General features: G+C 72.7%; 12 protein-coding genes. 2 read left to right on the top strand and 10 right to left on the bottom strand.

Annotated features, from left to right (window positions below):
- Positions 1–119 precede the first annotated feature (119 nt).
- The 3 genes from ACFYZA_RS14330 to ACFYZA_RS14320 form a co-directional block, all read right to left on the bottom strand.
- Complete coding sequence (locus tag ACFYZA_RS14330; protein WP_382598878.1) at positions 120–875, bottom strand: anti-sigma factor domain-containing protein; 756 nt, start codon at positions 873–875, stop codon at positions 120–122.
- Positions 872–1,456 carry a sigma-70 family RNA polymerase sigma factor gene (locus ACFYZA_RS14325; protein ID WP_100576248.1) on the bottom strand — a complete coding sequence of 195 codons (585 nt, stop codon included), beginning with the start codon at positions 1,454–1,456 and terminating at the stop codon, positions 872–874. Before ACFYZA_RS14325 ends, ACFYZA_RS14330 begins: the two co-directional genes overlap by 4 nt.
- Positions 1,457–1,544: 88 nt before the next feature.
- Positions 1,545–1,928: a winged helix-turn-helix transcriptional regulator gene (locus ACFYZA_RS14320; protein WP_388490368.1), complete on the bottom strand. Its 384-nt coding sequence runs from the start codon at positions 1,926–1,928 to the stop codon at positions 1,545–1,547.
- Positions 1,929–2,070: 142 nt separating this feature from the next.
- Here ACFYZA_RS14320 and ACFYZA_RS14315 point away from each other — a divergent pair, with 142 nt between their 5' ends.
- Positions 2,071–2,478, top strand: a complete 408-nt coding sequence (locus ACFYZA_RS14315; RefSeq protein WP_382598883.1) for a RidA family protein — start codon at positions 2,071–2,073, stop codon at positions 2,476–2,478.
- A gap of 52 nt (positions 2,479–2,530) precedes the next feature.
- Here ACFYZA_RS14315 and ACFYZA_RS14310 read toward each other — a convergent pair whose 3' ends face one another.
- Positions 2,531–4,594 carry an ATP-binding protein gene (locus ACFYZA_RS14310; protein ID WP_388490365.1) on the bottom strand — a complete coding sequence of 688 codons (2,064 nt, stop codon included), beginning with the start codon at positions 4,592–4,594 and terminating at the stop codon, positions 2,531–2,533.
- Between the two features lie 141 nt (positions 4,595–4,735).
- Between ACFYZA_RS14310 and ACFYZA_RS14305 the strand changes: the two genes are divergently transcribed.
- Complete coding sequence (locus tag ACFYZA_RS14305) at positions 4,736–5,755, top strand: YihY/virulence factor BrkB family protein (RefSeq protein WP_388490362.1); 1,020 nt, start codon at positions 4,736–4,738, stop codon at positions 5,753–5,755.
- An 86-nt stretch (positions 5,756–5,841) separates the two neighbouring features.
- On the opposite strand, the gene ACFYZA_RS14300 is transcribed toward ACFYZA_RS14305, so the two are convergent.
- From ACFYZA_RS14300 to ACFYZA_RS14275, 6 genes are all read right to left on the bottom strand, one after another.
- On the bottom strand, positions 5,842–6,519 hold the full coding sequence (locus ACFYZA_RS14300) for a DUF5825 family protein (protein ID WP_388490359.1): 678 nt from the start codon (positions 6,517–6,519) through the stop codon (positions 5,842–5,844).
- Between the two features lie 38 nt (positions 6,520–6,557).
- The gene (locus tag ACFYZA_RS14295) at positions 6,558–8,495 is read right to left on the bottom strand and encodes a RiPP maturation radical SAM C-methyltransferase (protein WP_388490357.1); all 1,938 of its coding nucleotides are present in this window, start codon (positions 8,493–8,495) and stop codon (positions 6,558–6,560) included.
- A gap of 208 nt (positions 8,496–8,703) precedes the next feature.
- Complete coding sequence (locus tag ACFYZA_RS14290; RefSeq protein WP_388490354.1) at positions 8,704–10,578, bottom strand: alpha/beta fold hydrolase; 1,875 nt, start codon at positions 10,576–10,578, stop codon at positions 8,704–8,706.
- Positions 10,575–11,906, bottom strand: a complete 1,332-nt coding sequence (locus ACFYZA_RS14285) for an MFS transporter (RefSeq protein ID WP_388490351.1) — start codon at positions 11,904–11,906, stop codon at positions 10,575–10,577. Before ACFYZA_RS14285 ends, ACFYZA_RS14290 begins: the two co-directional genes overlap by 4 nt.
- A 626-nt stretch (positions 11,907–12,532) precedes the next feature.
- The gene (locus tag ACFYZA_RS14280) at positions 12,533–13,333 is read right to left on the bottom strand and encodes a SigB/SigF/SigG family RNA polymerase sigma factor (protein WP_388490348.1); all 801 of its coding nucleotides are present in this window, start codon (positions 13,331–13,333) and stop codon (positions 12,533–12,535) included.
- 278 nt (positions 13,334–13,611) lie between these two features.
- Positions 13,612–14,160, bottom strand: a complete 549-nt coding sequence (locus ACFYZA_RS14275) for a DUF4142 domain-containing protein (protein ID WP_382598900.1) — start codon at positions 14,158–14,160, stop codon at positions 13,612–13,614.
- Between the last annotated feature and the right edge of the window lie 36 nt (positions 14,161–14,196).

Below are 14,196 nucleotides of genomic sequence, written 5' to 3'. Positions count from 1 at the left end.
GCGCCGACGCCTGTTCCGGCGTCGCACGCCGGTCTGGCGCGACCGGGCGGGCAGGGGGCATCCCGGCCCAACACAGTGACCCCTGAACTACGCCGCCGACCATGCCAGTTGACGAACCATCAGGCCTTGGCGAAGCTCATCACGGCCAGCGGAGCCGACGTCGGGGCGGGTGAGCCGCCGGCGGGTTCGACGGTGATGCCCATGCCGGAGGCCTGGTCGACCGGGCCGGACAGCAGGACCGCTTCGGTGCTGTGCGCGGGGTTCATCAGCCCCGCCGGACGCATGGTGCCCGCGTCGTCGAACCACAGCTGGTAGACCTTGCCGGCCGGCGGGCGCGGCAGACCGGAGGCCACGAAGACGGCCTGGTTCTTGCTGTGGGCCACCACGAGCGTTCCGGTCGCGCCGTCCTTGAGGGTGCCGGTCGCGGCCTTCGCGTCGGGTGCCGCGAGGACCTCGGCGAGCTGCTGGGACTGACGCTGGGCCGTGTCCGCCTGCTGCTGGGCGTCGTCGGCCCGCTGGTGCTGCCAGACCGCGACCCCGCCGAGCCCGGCCGCCGCCGCGAGGCAGGCGGCCAGCGCGAAGCGCGACCAGCGCGCCCGGCGCAGCCTGCCGCCGGCGGACCCGGCCTGCGCGGGCGGATGCGGGGGGTCCTGGCGGACCAGGGCGATCTGCCGCAGTACCGCGGTCTTGAGTTCGACGGGCGGGGTGACCGTGACGGCGAGCCCGAGACGGCTCGCGGTGGCGGTGAGTTCCCGCACCTCCTGGGCGCAGGGCTCGCAGTCGGCGAGATGCCGCTCGAACTCCGTCCGTTCCTCCTCCGACAGTGCGTGCAGCGCGTACGCGCCGGTCAGTGTGTGCAGATCGGCAATGCTCATCCCGCCACCCCCAGGCAGTCGCGCAGCCGGATCAGTCCGTCGCGCAGTCGGGTCTTCACCGTGCCCAGCGGCACGGCGAGCAGCTCGGCCACCTCTCGGTAGGTCATGCCGCGGTAGTAGGCGAGCGTCACGGACTGTCGCTGGAGCTCGGTGAGCGTGCGCAGACAACGCCGCACCTGTTCCCGCTCCAGACGGCTCTCCACCTGCTCGGTCACGTCGTCGAACGCCGGAGTCTGCTCCAGGAGCGCGGCCTTGTGCTCGCGTTCGGTGGCCGCCTGGGCGGAGCGCACCCGGTCCACCGCCCTGCGGTGGGCCAGGGTCAGCACCCAGTTCATGACGCTGCCCCGGTCGCGCCGGTAGCGCGCGGCCGTGCGCCAGACGTCGACGAGCACCTCCTGGGCGACCTCCTCCGACTGGGCCGGGTCGCGCACCACCGTGCGCACGAGGCCGAGGACGGGTCCGCCCACCGCGTCGTACAGCGAGCTGAACGCATCCTGGTCACCCCGGGCCACGCGATCGAGCAGCTCGGGCAGGTCGGGCCCGGCGGAGCGGGCTCCGCTGATGTGCACCACTTCTTTCACGCGGTGATCCTCCTGGACATAGGTCGCTACAGGAGTCATTCGGAGCCGGTGCGCCCAAGGTTTGCTCCGCTCGGGAGGCAGTTTCCCGTCAGACGGCGTCGAAGCGGTTGCGGGCCGCCTCGATGTGGTCGAGATGGCGCTGGGTCCAGCCGCACATGCCGGAGACCGCCGCGCGCAGCGCCCGGCCCGGCTCGGTGAGGGTGTACTCGACCCGGGGCGGCACGGTGGGGTGCACCCTGCGCTCGACCAGGCCGTTGCGCTCCAGCATGCGCAGGTTCTGGGTGAGCATCTTGTGGCTGATGCCCTCGATCTCGTTCCGCAGCGCGCCGAAGCGCAGGGTGCCCGCGCCGAGGGCCTCGATGATCAGGAACGCCCACTTGTTGGCTATGTCGGTGAAGATCTCCCGGGCCAGCGAGTCCGCGCGGCTCAGGTCCGCGTCCTCGGCCGTGCCGCTGAACTGCTTGGTCACCATCGGGTTCCCCAGTCACTGAAAAGTGCGTTCTTCCATGTCAGCGGCCACTCTCCTACGGTTCCCGAGTAACTACAAGAGACCGAGGGCGAGTTGGGCCCCGTTGCTGCGGACCCTCCTGACCCCGCACGAGGAAGCAGGCGACATGAGCATCACCCTGGTGAACCCCGAAGGACTGCCCGAGGTCGACGTCTACCGTCAGGTGGCGGTCGCGAGCGGCTCGAAGCTCGTCTTCCTCGCCGGACAGGTGTCCGTCGACGCCGACGGGGTCACGCTCGGCGAGGGGGACCTCGCCGCGCAGACCGAGCGCTGCTACCTCAACATCGCCACCGCCCTGGCCGGCGTCGGCGCGAGCTTCGACAACGTGGCGAAGCTGACCCTCTACGTCGTCGACTGGGCTCCCGAGAAGATGCCCCTGCTCCTCGACGGGATCGCCCGCGCGGCAGCCCGGCTGGGCACCACGATCGTCCCGCCGGGCACGCTCCTGGGCGTCGCCGCCCTCGCCTCCCCCGCCCACCTGGTCGAGGTGGAGGCCGTCGCGGCCCTCGACTGAGCGCGGGCCCACCGGCCGGGCGGGCTCCGCGACCCGCGCCCCGCGACCCGGCTCACTCGGGCGGTGCGGGCGGATCCACCGGGCCGAGGGCCAGGGCGAGGGTCGTGCGGGTGTCGGAGGCCCCGCGTTGCCGTGCCACCCGGTAGGCGTGGTCGCCGATCGCGGTACGGGCCCGCAGATCGGTCCGTTCGCGCACCGCGGCCAGTTCCGGAGTACCGCGTTGCGGGTGCCCGACGCTGCGCCAGTACGTCTGCCCGGTGCCGGAGAGCCGGGCGGCCTGCTCGCCCTCGCCCTGCTCGGCGGCGGCCGCCGCCAGCAGATCGACGCCCAGGGCGATGCCGAACCGGTCGCCGAGGCGCCGCTTGCCCCGCAGCATCGCCCGCGCGTGCTCCGCCGCCTCGGCGGGCCGGTCCTGGAACAGGGCGATCAAGGACAGCTGGTACTCCACATAGGAGCGCGTCCAGACCTCGTCGCGCCGCTCGCAGGCGCCGAGCAGCCGCCGTGCGAGTACCTCCGCCTCGTCGTAGACACCGAGGGCGGTCCGGGTGAACACCGTGATCAGGCGGCACCGCAGGCGCGAGGGGGAGGCGAAGTCGTCATCGGCGGCCGAGGAGAGAGCGCTCTCTGCCAGGCTCTGGGCGACCAGGGGCCGGCCGGTCATCAGGTAGGTGAGGCTCAGCAGGTAGGCGGCGCCCAGCCCCGCCTCGGGGTCCTCGTCCTCCTCCGCCGCCCGTGCGCAGTGCGCGGCCAGCTGCGCGGCCGGCTCCGGCTCACCCTGCAGCAGACGTACGATGCCCAGCGCCCACAGCGCCCGGGTCAACACCGGCCCCGGCTCACGGTGTTCGACCAGCGCGCGCTCCAAATAGTGCCGGGCCTCGTGCAGATGGCCGCAGCAGCTCCAGAAGAAGGCGACCCGCCCGGCCAGGTCGAGGGCGTCGCGGCCGGGGCCGGTGAGCAGATGGTCGAGGGCGGCGCAGAGATCGGGGTGCGCCTGAGCGATCCGCTGGTACTCGCCGGCCTGCTCCGGCCCCAGCCAGCGCTCGTCGGCCCGGCGCACGACCTCGTGGAAGTACGCGGCGTGCCGGTCCGCCAGCCGCTCCCGCTCACCGAGCTCCGCGAGCCACATGCGACCGTACTCGTTGAGGGAGTCGAGCATGCGGTGGCGATCGCCGTCCCGCTGGACGACACACTTGGCCACCAGACCCGACAGCGCCTCGGCCACCCCGGCCTCGCTCAACGGGCCCCCGGAACACACCAGTTGGGCCGAGCGCGTCTCGAAGGGGCCGCGCAGCACGGAGAGCCGCGCCCACAGCAGCCGTTCGGCCGGAGTGCACAGTTCATGGCTCCAGCCGATGGTGGTGCGCAGGCTCGCGTGCCAGGGCGGCCGGGCGCTCGGCTCGCCACTCAGCATCGTGAGCGGCGAGCCGAGCGCCTCGACGAGATCCGTCAGGCGCCGGTGCCGCAGCTGCCCGCTCGCCAGCTCAAGGGCCAGCGGGATGCCTTCGAGGCGGCGGCAGATCGCCTCGGCGGCCGCCCGTTCGCGCGGGGAGTCCACGTCCACATCGGGTGCCGCTTCGGCGGCCCGGGAGAGGAGCAGCCGCACCGCGTCACCGGGCGCCCCCGCCCCGCCCGTACCGTCGACCGGAAGCGGACCGATGGCGAGGACGTGCTCCCCCTCCACCTCCAGGGGCTGTCTGCTGGTGGCCAGGACCGTCAACCCCGGTGCGGACCGCAGGAGTTCACCGAGCAGCCGACGGCAGTCCGCCGCGAGGTGCTCGCACGAGTCGAGGACCAGGAGTGCCTCGCGCTCGGCCAGCCAGGAGCACAGCACGTCGGCGGCCACCCGTGGGGTGTGGTCGGCGAGACCGGCGGCCTGGCCGACCGTGGCGGTCAGGAGGTCGCTGCCCATGAGGGGCCACAGCTCGGCCCAGATGACGCCGTCGCGGTACCCGGGGCCGCCGCGCGCGGTGGCCCGCAGGGCGACCCGGGTCTTGCCGACGCCGCCGGTTCCGGTCAACGTCACCAGCCGGTGAGCGGAAAGGGCCCGCTCGACGCGGAGCAGCTCCTCCCGGCGTCCCACGAAGCTGCTCGTCTCCTCAGGAATCTTGCCCGCCATGGCGCACAGTGTGGCCCACGAGCGCGCCCCGGGGGCGCCGTTCGGCCTCGGACCACCCCACGGGTGACCCACGGACCGCCACGGGACGACTCCGCGTGGGCGCGGACGCGTGAGCAGCGTCTTCGAGGGGACCCGAGGGACATGACGGAGACCTCGCACAACCCCACCTCCTCCCGGCCGGAGGAGGAGCCCAGTGACCCCACCGACCTTCCGGCCCGCTCATGGCTCGCGGTGCTTCGCCGTACCGGCCGGGAGTTCCTCGACGACGACCTGCCCGACAAGGCGGCCGCCCTCACCTACTACGGGGTCCTGTCACTCTTCCCCGCGCTGCTCGTGCTGGTCTCGACGCTCGGTGTGATGGGCGAGACCGCGACGCGCGGGATCCTGGACAACCTGGGTCACCTCACCCCGGGCCCGGTCCACGATCTGCTCGACAGCGCGGTGCGCCAGTTGCAGGACAACGGCGGCACGAGCGGTGTCGTCGCGGTGGTGAGCCTGGTCGCGGCGCTCTGGTCGGCGTCCAGCTATGTCGCCGCGTTCATCCGCGCCGCGAACGCCGTCTACGACCTGCCGGAGGGCCGGCCGGTGTGGAAGCTGACGCCGCTGCGGCTCGCGCTGACGGTGACGCTGATGGTGGTGCTCGCGGTCAGTGCGGTGATCGTGGTCTTCACGGGTCCGCTGGCGCAGCGCGCGGGGGACGCGATAGGGGCGGGCGACGCGGCGGTCGCGACCTGGAACATCGCGAAGTGGCCCGTGCTTCTCCTCCTGATGGTCTTCATGGTGGCGCTGCTCTTCTGGCGCGCCCCCAACGTCCGTGGACCGGGCCTGCGTTGGCTGAGCCCGGGCAGTCTGCTCGCGGTACTGCTGTGGCTGGCGGCATCGGCCGGGTTCGCGCTGTACGTGGCGAACTTCGGCTCGTACAACAAGACGTACGGCACGCTGGCCGGGCTCATCATCTTCCTGATCTGGGTGTGGCTGTCGAACCTGGCGATCCTGCTCGGCCTGGAGCTGGACGCCGAGCTGGCACGCCAGCGCGCCATCAGCGGCGGCCACCCCGAGGGCGAGGAGCCGTATGTGGAGCCCCGCGACACCCGCAAGTGGCCCGCGCGGCTGCGCCTCCGGGCGCGTCGGCGCAAGCAAGCGGCGGCGGCGGTGAAGTGAAGTCCCCTCGCCCGTACGGCAGTTGAGTCGCACGTCGAGCGGAGACGGCTGCCGCGCCACCCGCGCGGCAGCCCGTCCCCGGTCGCTCAGATGGCCATGGCCTCCTGGATCCAGCGGTTCACCCGGTACGGCATCCACCAGGCCAGCTCCCCCACCTCCAGGACGAGGCGCTCGCCGAGGAAGTCGGCCAGTACGGCGGCGGGCACCGATGCCGACGGGGCTCCGTAGGCCAGGGCCCCGATGGTCTGCCGGTACTCCGGCTCCTCGGCGGTGAAGCGGCGCAGATCGCCCCAGCGGCGGTCGCGGATCTGCACGAAGCCCGGACCCTGGCGCCACAGGCACTTGCAGAGGTAGTGGCCGTCACGCCACGCGCGCAGGTCACCGGCCGCGTCCGCGGGCCCGTCCAGGCGCTGCGGCGGCTGGAGGTGGCTGAGGGTGCGCCAGGTGTCGTCGGGCGCCGCCGGGTCCAGCCGAAGCTTCCATTCGACCAGGACGGCCCGGGCCGTCAGGTCGCGGACCAGGCTCAGGGCGCTCACGGCGCGCTCGGCCGCCCCCGGGGCATCGAGACCGGCGAGGTCGATGGTCCCGGGCAGCCGGACGCGGCGGGCACCCAGCTCCCACAGCCGGTCGCTCTCCTCGGCCGGCGGGCCGGTCAGTTCCACCTCGCCGAGGTACATCCCGGGCAGGGTGCAGGCCTCGGGGTCGTAGTCGCGCCAGGCGGCGACCGCGAGGACATCGGTCGCGGTGGTGAGGGCGGTGGTCATCGGTCTTCTCCTCCTGTTCCTGTGTCGGTCACGCGGGCTCAGACGCTCACGGGCTCGGGCCGGGCGGGCTCTTCGTCGGCGTCGAGCGCGGCCTGCGCATGGCGCATGAAGTCGAGGCGCAGCAGGTCCTCGTTGACGGCCGAGGGCGCGATGTGGACGTACTGGCCGCCGTCGGTGAAGACCAGCCCCAACGCGAGCCAGGAGTCGAGGAGTTGCTGCACCTCGCCCTCCGTGCGTTCGGCCCCCTTGGCGCGGGCGGCCGCCTTGCGGGTGAGCGCGGTGACCGCGTGCGGCTGGTCGAGGAGGCGGAAGACGGCCAGCTCGAACGGGTCGGTCAGCTCCATCGCGCGCCAGGCGAAGGTGCGCCGCCTGCTCACCAGGACGATGCGGTCGCCGAGGTCGGTGTGGGTGAGCCGGGCGTCGGCGTGGTGCTTCTTCCAGGCGTCGAGCGCGTCGTTGAGCGCGGTGACGGTGGGCTCGGTGATGCCGCGCTGGGGGGCCTCGAAGACGTACGCGAGGTCGTACAGCTCGGACTCGGGCAGGTCGTAGGTGAAGCGGTAGTGCTCCTCGGGGCGCAGGCCGTCGAAGCCGAGTTCGGGGCGGTTGAAGTACGGGCTGAAGCGTTCGATGGCGATCCGCGCCGAGAGGTCGACCGGCGGGTTGAGGTGTTCGAGGGCGGGGATCTGCGCGATGACGGGGTCGTAGTCCTCGGCGGTCTCGCCCGGGAAGCCGTGCAGATAGTTCCAGGCGACGGAGAGGCCGGTCTCGGCGCCGTCGCGGAGCATGCGCACGTTCTGGCAGCCGCTGACGCCCTTGTCCATCAGGTCGAGCACCCGGTTGTTGAGGCTCTCGATGCCGGGCTGTACGTAGATGAGTCCGGCCTCGGCGAGCGTACGCAGCTGGCTGCGCCGCATGTTGGCCTTGATCTCGATGTGCATCCGCAGGTCGTAGCCGCTCTCCATGATGCGGGGCAGCACCGTGGTGAGGTAGCCCATGTCGAGGATGTTGTCGACGAGGTACATGTCGAGCACCCGGTGGCGGCGGGCGAGTTCCATGATCTCTTCGAAGAACGTGTCCGGGCTCTTGGAGCGGAACTGCATGAACGAACCGTTGAGGCCGCAGAAGGTGCAGTGGTGCTTCTCGCCCCACCAGCAGCCGCGCGCACCCTCGACGACGAGCTTGGGCTCGACCCAGTTGCGGGCCACGGAGGTGGCGAGGCGCTCGAAGTAGCCGCTGTAGTCGGGGGCCAGGATGGTGGCCGGCGGCAGCGGGCTCGTGGCCATCGGGTTGACGACGCTCCTGCCCTCGGGGCCGCGGTAGCACAGGCCCGGCACCTTGGAGAGGGCCTCGTCGCCCGCGCCCTCGGCGATCGCGGTCAGCAGCTGCGGGAAGGCGGACTCGCCCTCACCCCGGATGACGTGGTCCACGAACGGGAAGTTGCGGTGGACGGCCTCGCCCTGCTCGCCGTCGCAGTTGGCGCCGCCCATGACGGTCACGATGTGCGGGGCGAGCCGCTTGAGGTGCTTGGCGGCCGCGAGGGCGGCGGTGTTCTGCTGGAAGGTCGAGGTGAAGCCGACGACGTCGGGCGCGTACTCGACGATCCGCCGGGCGATCATCTCCACGAACTCCGGTACCTGCCGGTGGAGTTCCTGGGACATGCGCAGACGCGCCTTGCGGAGTTTGCCCTTCATCGCGGCCGCGAACTCCTCGTCCCGCCACGTGGGGTCGTCGTACAGCGCGGAGGAGAACACCCAGTCGCCGCAGCCCATGAAATAGGAGGAGAGCGCGTAGTACTCGTAGTCGTCGGCGGTGAATTCGGTGCGCTCGGTGATCCAGTCGGTGAATTCCAGATTGGCGTGCAGGACCTCGGCACTGGCGCCGGGCACGCGCTCGTCCACGCTGCGCTTGAGGATTCCCAGAGCCAGCGAGGGAAGGTCGATGGGCGACCAGGGCATATTGACCAGCAGGACACGCATGTCGGCTCCTCGGGATGTGCGGAGACGTGGAGTAAATGAGGCCCGGGGGGCCGGAGTTGAGGGACTTGCCCGGTCGGTCCCGTGGCGAGCCGCCACGGGACCGACCGGCGAGGATCAGTCCTCTTCGCCGTCCTCGGCGTTACGGAACGGAACCTTGATGGTCACGCCGACGCTCGGCTTGCGGTTTTCCTCGTCACCCGCGAGCGGGTCATTGTGGATGATGTCCTTCTGCATGGCCGGAACTCCTCTCTGTGTGGGTACCGCCTGTTCCGGCGGGCGCTGGAGAGCGCTTCCGTCCGGAATCCCCGCTCCGGTCGGAGCGGGGCGTCTTGGGGGTGGTGCGGGGTCGCCCCTGCCGCAGTTCGCGGTCGAGGAAGACCACGGCGCGGCGCAGCACGGCCACGTGGTCGTCGGCCTCGTAGCCGTCGTGGCCGGTGTCGAGCCACATCGACTCGTGGCGCACGCCCGCGCCTTGGAGGGCGGTGAGGTAGTCGCGCACCTGGCCGGGCGGGCACTTGGCGTCCCGGGTCGCGGCGGCGACCAGCAGGGGGGCCCGGACGGCGGCGGCGTAGTGGCGGGGCGAGCTGCGTTCGTACCGCTCGGGCACCTCGTCGGGGGTGCCGCCGAAAAGCCGCTCGTCCAGGGCGCGCAGGGCCGGGGTCGTGGTGCGGTAGGCGGCCGCGCAGTCCGCGACGGGTTTGACGGCGACGCCCGCCTGCCAGAGCCCGGGGTGCGTGCCGAGGGCGAGGAGCACCAGATAGCCGCCCCAGGAGGTGCCCCACAGTCCGGCCGCGTCCGCGCGGACGACGCCGCGCGCCACGAGGTCGGCGCGCACCGCGACGAGGTCGGCGACCTGGGTGAGCCCGACGCCCTCGCCGAACGCGCGCCGCCAGCGGGGCCCGTAGCCGGTGGAGCCGCGGTAGTTGACGCGTACGACGGCGAAGCCGGAGGCGACGAGCGAGTGCACCACGCCGTCGTAGGCGTCGCGGTCGTGGTCGGCGGGGCCGCCGTGCACGAGGAACACCGCGGGGACCGCGCCCGTGCGTCCCTCGGGCAGGCTGAGCAGGGAGTGCACGGGCCCGTCCGGGCCCGGCGTCCACAGGTCGCGGTGTTCGCCGGGCACCCGCTCGGGGATGCCGTGCGTCGGGGGCAGTCCGGTGCCCGCGGTGGAGACCATGCGGGGCGGTGTCGCCGTGTCGGTCCAGAGGAACTGCACATCGGATCCGGTGCGCGGCGCCGCGTCCAGGAGCGTTCCGCGCGGTGTCGGTACGGGCTCGACGGTGTGCTCCGCGAGGTGGACGCGGTGCAGGGTGCTCCGGCCGTGCCGGTCCTGGCGGACCAGGAGCGAGCGTCCTTCGGGGTGCCAGCGGGCGGTGATCTCGGTGTCGAAGGCGCACCAGGAGTGGGTGACGACTCCCGTGTCGGGGGTCCAACTCGCCAGCAGATAGCGGTCGTTGGACTCCCGCACGAGTAACAGTTCGGCGCGGCCGGCGGTGGGCGCGAAGCCCAGCGACCAGAGCCGCCCGCCGGGCCCGTCCCCGGCGAGCACCGCGCGCGGGGTGCCGTCGTCGGCGAGTACGGTCACGGCCCGTGCCGAGCCGGCCGCGCCGCTGAGGGCGAGGAGGCGGCCGTCGGGGGTGATCCCGGACAGGGTGGCGTGGCCGTCGACGCGCGTCACTTCGCGGGCCGCGCCGCCGCGCGGGCCGAGGTGCACGGCGGTCGAGCGGGCATCACCGATGCCCATGGCCACGCTCGCGCCGTCGCTCACGGCGAGGCCGCGCGGCTCGCCCTCGGGGACCCCGAGCAGACCGGGCAGGTCGGGGCCGCCCTCGAACGGCTGGAACCGCCAGCGTCCGGCGCCGTGGTCGTCCTCGTCGAACCACCACACATGGGCGTCCCGGTCGATCGCGCCGTGCAGGGTGCCGTGCGGCCGTTCGGTGACCTGACGGGCCCGGCAGGTCGCGGCGTCCCAGGTGAACACCTCGCAGCGGCCGTCGGCGTCGGCGGTGAAGACCATCTTGGCGGGCTGCGCGGCACACACCTCGGGCAGGGCCGCGCGGTAGACCTGATAGCTCCGGGTCATGCGGTCGCCTCCGTCAGCCGGGACCGGACGACGGTGGTCCGCCAGGCAAGGGCGGTGAGCAGCCCGGCGCAGACGAGGGCGGGCGCGGCCGTTCCCAAGCGGGTCACGAACACCCCGGCCAGGACCGGCGCGAGGGCGGCCGACCCGCCGACGGCACTCGCGAGGACCGCTCCGGTGCGGGCCTGGAGCGAGGGCGGCGTCTCCCGCAGGGCACGGGACTGGAGCACCACCGCGACCAGCGGCATCAGCAGGCAGAACACCCCGAACAGCGCGCCGTACGTCCAGGGGCCGTCGGCCGTGGCGAGGCCGGCCGCGAGCGGGACGAGCAGCCAGGACACCGTCACGAGCAGCCGCGCGGCACCGATCCGGCCCACGACGCGCGGCGCGGCCAGCGACCCGATGAGCCCCGCGGCCCCGGACAGCGCCAGGACGAGCCCCATGGGCGCGCCGCCGTGGCCGCCCTTCTGCAGGGTGAACACCGCGCCGTAGTAGAGGGCGACGATCACTCCGTTGACGGTGGCGGTCCAGGTCAGGACGAGCCGGAGGAAGGGCGAGGTGCGCACGAGGGCGAGCCCCGCGCCGAGTTCGTCCCGCATCCGGCGCAAGGGTCCCGGCCGGGGGGCGGGGTTGATGGCCGGAGCCGCGACCGCGGCATCGGCGGTCGCTTCGACCGCCTCCGCCGGGCCGCCCGCCACGGACCCCGCGTCCGGGCGCCGCTCGGGCCGCAGGTCCGAACTCAGCGCTCGTACGCATCCGGCGGCGACGGCGTACGAGACCGCGTCCGCGAGGAAGGGCAGGGCGCGGGTCACCTGGTAGAGCGCGCCGCCGAGCGCCGGGCCCAGGATCAGCGCGCCCTGGTCGCCCGCCGAAAGACCGGCCACCACACGGGGGCAGTCGGCCGGCGGGGCGATCAGGGCCACGGTGCCGGCGGCGGCGGCTTCGTACACCGCGGTGGAGAACCGCTCCACCAGGACCGCGCCGAGCACCAGGGCGAGCGGTGGCTCCCCCGTGGCCACCGCCGCCGTCACTCCGGTCATGGCGAGCGCCGAGACCGTGGCGGACCAGAACATCACGGGTTTGCGCGCGCCCCGGTCGGCCGGGACGGCAGCCAGCGGGGCGAGCAGCAGGCCGGCCGCGGTGGACACCCCCGCGACCAGGCCGACGGTCGCGGCCGAGTGGCCGAGTCCGAGGAGCAGCAGCGGCAGTACGACACCGGAGGCCTGGGTGCCGAGGGCGTCGGAGGCGCTCGCCCACCAGAACAGCCGGACGTCACGGGACAGTGGCCGACGGGCCGCCCGTCTGTCGGCAGCCGTGGTGCCGGGGGCCATCAGTGCTCGGCCCCTGGAGAGGTCCCTGGAAGGCCCAGGAACTCCGGTTGACGCACAGCCACCCCACAGTTGGTCAAGTTGCGAAGAATATGTGCAGGATTCGAAACGAGCGGGAGCCTAACCAGGCGCCCGCTCGGCTCACAAGAGTTGCGCCGCCGAGGCCGGAATCGAACTGCGTAAGGGCCAGGCAAAGTAACCGATTACTTGATCCGCGCCCCGGCCCACTCACAGGTCCGCCCCCAAAGGGACGAAAGGGAAGGAGTGCGGCCGGGCATCGGACGCCCGAATGCCCGAGCGACTCCCCCGCGCCCGCTTCGCGGCGGCGAACGACCAGGCCCGCACGGCGAGTTCGCGCACTCCGCCCGGCGTATGCACCTTCCCGGCGGCGAAGCGGTGCCCCCGCCCCGGCCCAGGCCGGGTCACGGCCGGCGGGGGTCCGCTCCCGCCTCCCCCGGACAGCCGCCACCTCCCCGCGCACCCCCTGAGGACGCTCGCGCGGAACGGTTCCGTCCGGCTGGCTCATTGGCCGGAAACGAGCGCGCCGGGCGACGGACGCCCGGCGTTCATGGAACCTCGAAAGGGGCCACTCACTGATCAACTAAGCGCTCTGAACGATCAGTTGGCGATCAGGCGGCGTCGCGGCACCCGGCCAGAGCCTGGCTGCGGATGCGGGAGCAGGTGCGGCTGAGCAGACGCGAGACGTGCATCTGCGAGATGCCGAGCTCGGTGGCGATCTGATGCTGCGTCATGTCCTGGAAGAACCGCATGTGCAGGATCCGGCACTCGCGCTCCGGCAGCGCCCTGAGGGCGGGCTTGACCGCCTCGCGGTCGACGACGGTGTCGAAGGCGGGCTCGGCGGCGCCGAGCCGGTCCGCCAGGGCGAGGCCGTCCCCCTCGTCGTTGCGGGACTCCACGTCCAGCGACAGGCTGCGGTAGGACTCGAGCGCCTCCAGGCCTTCGCGCACGTCCTGTTCGTCGATCCCGCACCGGTCGGCGAGTTCACCGATCGTGGGCTCGCCGGGCCTGACGTCCTGGAGGTCGCGGCGCGCGATGCGCACCTTGTTGCGCAACTCCTGTACGCGGCGCGGGACATGGACCGCCCACAGGTGGTCCCGGAAGTGCCGCTTCAGCTCGCCGTCGATGGTCGGGATCGCATACGACTCGAAGGCGCCGCGCGCCACCTCGTACCGGTCGACGGCCTTCACCAGACCCATCGCGGCGACCTGGTAGAGGTCCTCGGTCTCCGCGCCGCGGTTGCGGTACTTGCCCGCGAGGCGCCGGGCCATCGGAAGCCACCGCGCCACCAGGTCGTCCCTCAGGGCGTCGTGCGCCGGCCCGGGTTCGAGCGTCCCCAGCCGTGCGAAGGCGTCCAAGGTGTCGGGCGCGTCGTCGTGGTTCCTCGTACGGTTGCGCACGGTCGTGGGCATGGCGGAACTCCCTGGACGTCGGGTCGGCTCTCACGGCCCCGCAGGACTCCGCCAAGGTCGCGCCCGGACACAGCACGCCCCGGGCCAGTAAGGACTCCGCGGGCGTGCCTCCGGTCCGAAGCACACACCGCGCCTGCCCGCCACTCGGCCACGCAAACGGCCCGTCGCCCCAACGATCGCGCCCCGGCGCCGGGTTGGCCGAAACGTCCGGTACCGCACTGCCGCGCCCCCTCACCCGTGGGGGCGAGGGGGCGCGGGAAGGGCTTTGGGGAGCAGGGTCACTGCGGGGACGGGCTGCTGCTCGCCATGGCGTGGCACTTGCCGCCCTCCACCATCTTCAGGTGCGCGGCGACGATCGGACGGGCCTCCTTGGCGGCCGCCTGGATCTGGCTGTCCGTGCCGGACTTCAGTTCCTTGTCGATCAGCGCGAGCGCCTGCTGGTGGCCGCTGCTCTGGACCTTGAGCCAGGCGGTGTCGTAGGCCGCCGTGCCGTTCATCGGCTTCAGCGCGGACAGCGACTTCTGCTGGGCGGAGGTGGGCTCCTTCGGCAAGGAGATGTTCTTGGTCTTGGCCAGGGCCGCACCCTTGGCGTCCAGCTTGGTGTGGTCGCGCACGATGACGGCCGAGACCTGTTTCACACAGCTGCTGCTCGCGTGCGTGCCGGCGTCCTTGCCCGCGGCGATCTCGGCCAGGTTCGACTGGTGGATGGCCTGCAGGAACACCGCGTCCGCGGTGGCGGAGGGGCTGGCCGCACCGAAGGCGGCGGTGGTTCCGGTGAGGGTCAGCGCCGCGGCGGCGGCCGTCGCGGCGATGTGGGTGATGCGCATGGGGTACCTCCACGTGTCCGTGGATCGGGTAGGGGC

It is taken from the genome of Streptomyces sp. NPDC001828, assembly GCF_042892175.1.
GTDB lineage: Bacteria > Actinomycetota > Actinomycetes > Streptomycetales > Streptomycetaceae > Streptomyces.
This window is presented reverse-complemented; position numbering and strand designations above follow the sequence as displayed.

What these genes read in the sequence shown, in the direction of transcription:
- ACFYZA_RS14320 (WP_388490368.1), bottom strand. Translation starts at nt 1,928, where the DNA reads ATGGTGACCAAGCAGTTCAGCGGCACGGCCGAGGACGCGGACCTGAGC.
- ACFYZA_RS14290 (WP_388490354.1), bottom strand. Translation starts at nt 10,578, where the DNA reads ATGACCCGGAGCTATCAGGTCTACCGCGCGGCCCTGCCCGAGGTGTGT.
- ACFYZA_RS14330 (WP_382598878.1), bottom strand. Translation starts at nt 875, where the DNA reads ATGAGCATTGCCGATCTGCACACACTGACCGGCGCGTACGCGCTGCAC.
- ACFYZA_RS14280 (WP_388490348.1), bottom strand. Translation starts at nt 13,333, where the DNA reads ATGCCCACGACCGTGCGCAACCGTACGAGGAACCACGACGACGCGCCC.
- ACFYZA_RS14315 (WP_382598883.1), top strand. Translation starts at nt 2,071, where the DNA reads ATGAGCATCACCCTGGTGAACCCCGAAGGACTGCCCGAGGTCGACGTC.
- ACFYZA_RS14305 (WP_388490362.1), top strand. Translation starts at nt 4,736, where the DNA reads ATGACGGAGACCTCGCACAACCCCACCTCCTCCCGGCCGGAGGAGGAG.
- ACFYZA_RS14310 (WP_388490365.1), bottom strand. Translation starts at nt 4,594, where the DNA reads ATGGCGGGCAAGATTCCTGAGGAGACGAGCAGCTTCGTGGGACGCCGG.
- ACFYZA_RS14295 (WP_388490357.1), bottom strand. Translation starts at nt 8,495, where the DNA reads ATGCGTGTCCTGCTGGTCAATATGCCCTGGTCGCCCATCGACCTTCCC.
- ACFYZA_RS14300 (WP_388490359.1), bottom strand. Translation starts at nt 6,519, where the DNA reads ATGACCACCGCCCTCACCACCGCGACCGATGTCCTCGCGGTCGCCGCC.
- ACFYZA_RS14275 (WP_382598900.1), bottom strand. Translation starts at nt 14,160, where the DNA reads ATGCGCATCACCCACATCGCCGCGACGGCCGCCGCCGCGGCGCTGACC.
- ACFYZA_RS14285 (WP_388490351.1), bottom strand. Translation starts at nt 11,906, where the DNA reads ATGGCCCCCGGCACCACGGCTGCCGACAGACGGGCGGCCCGTCGGCCA.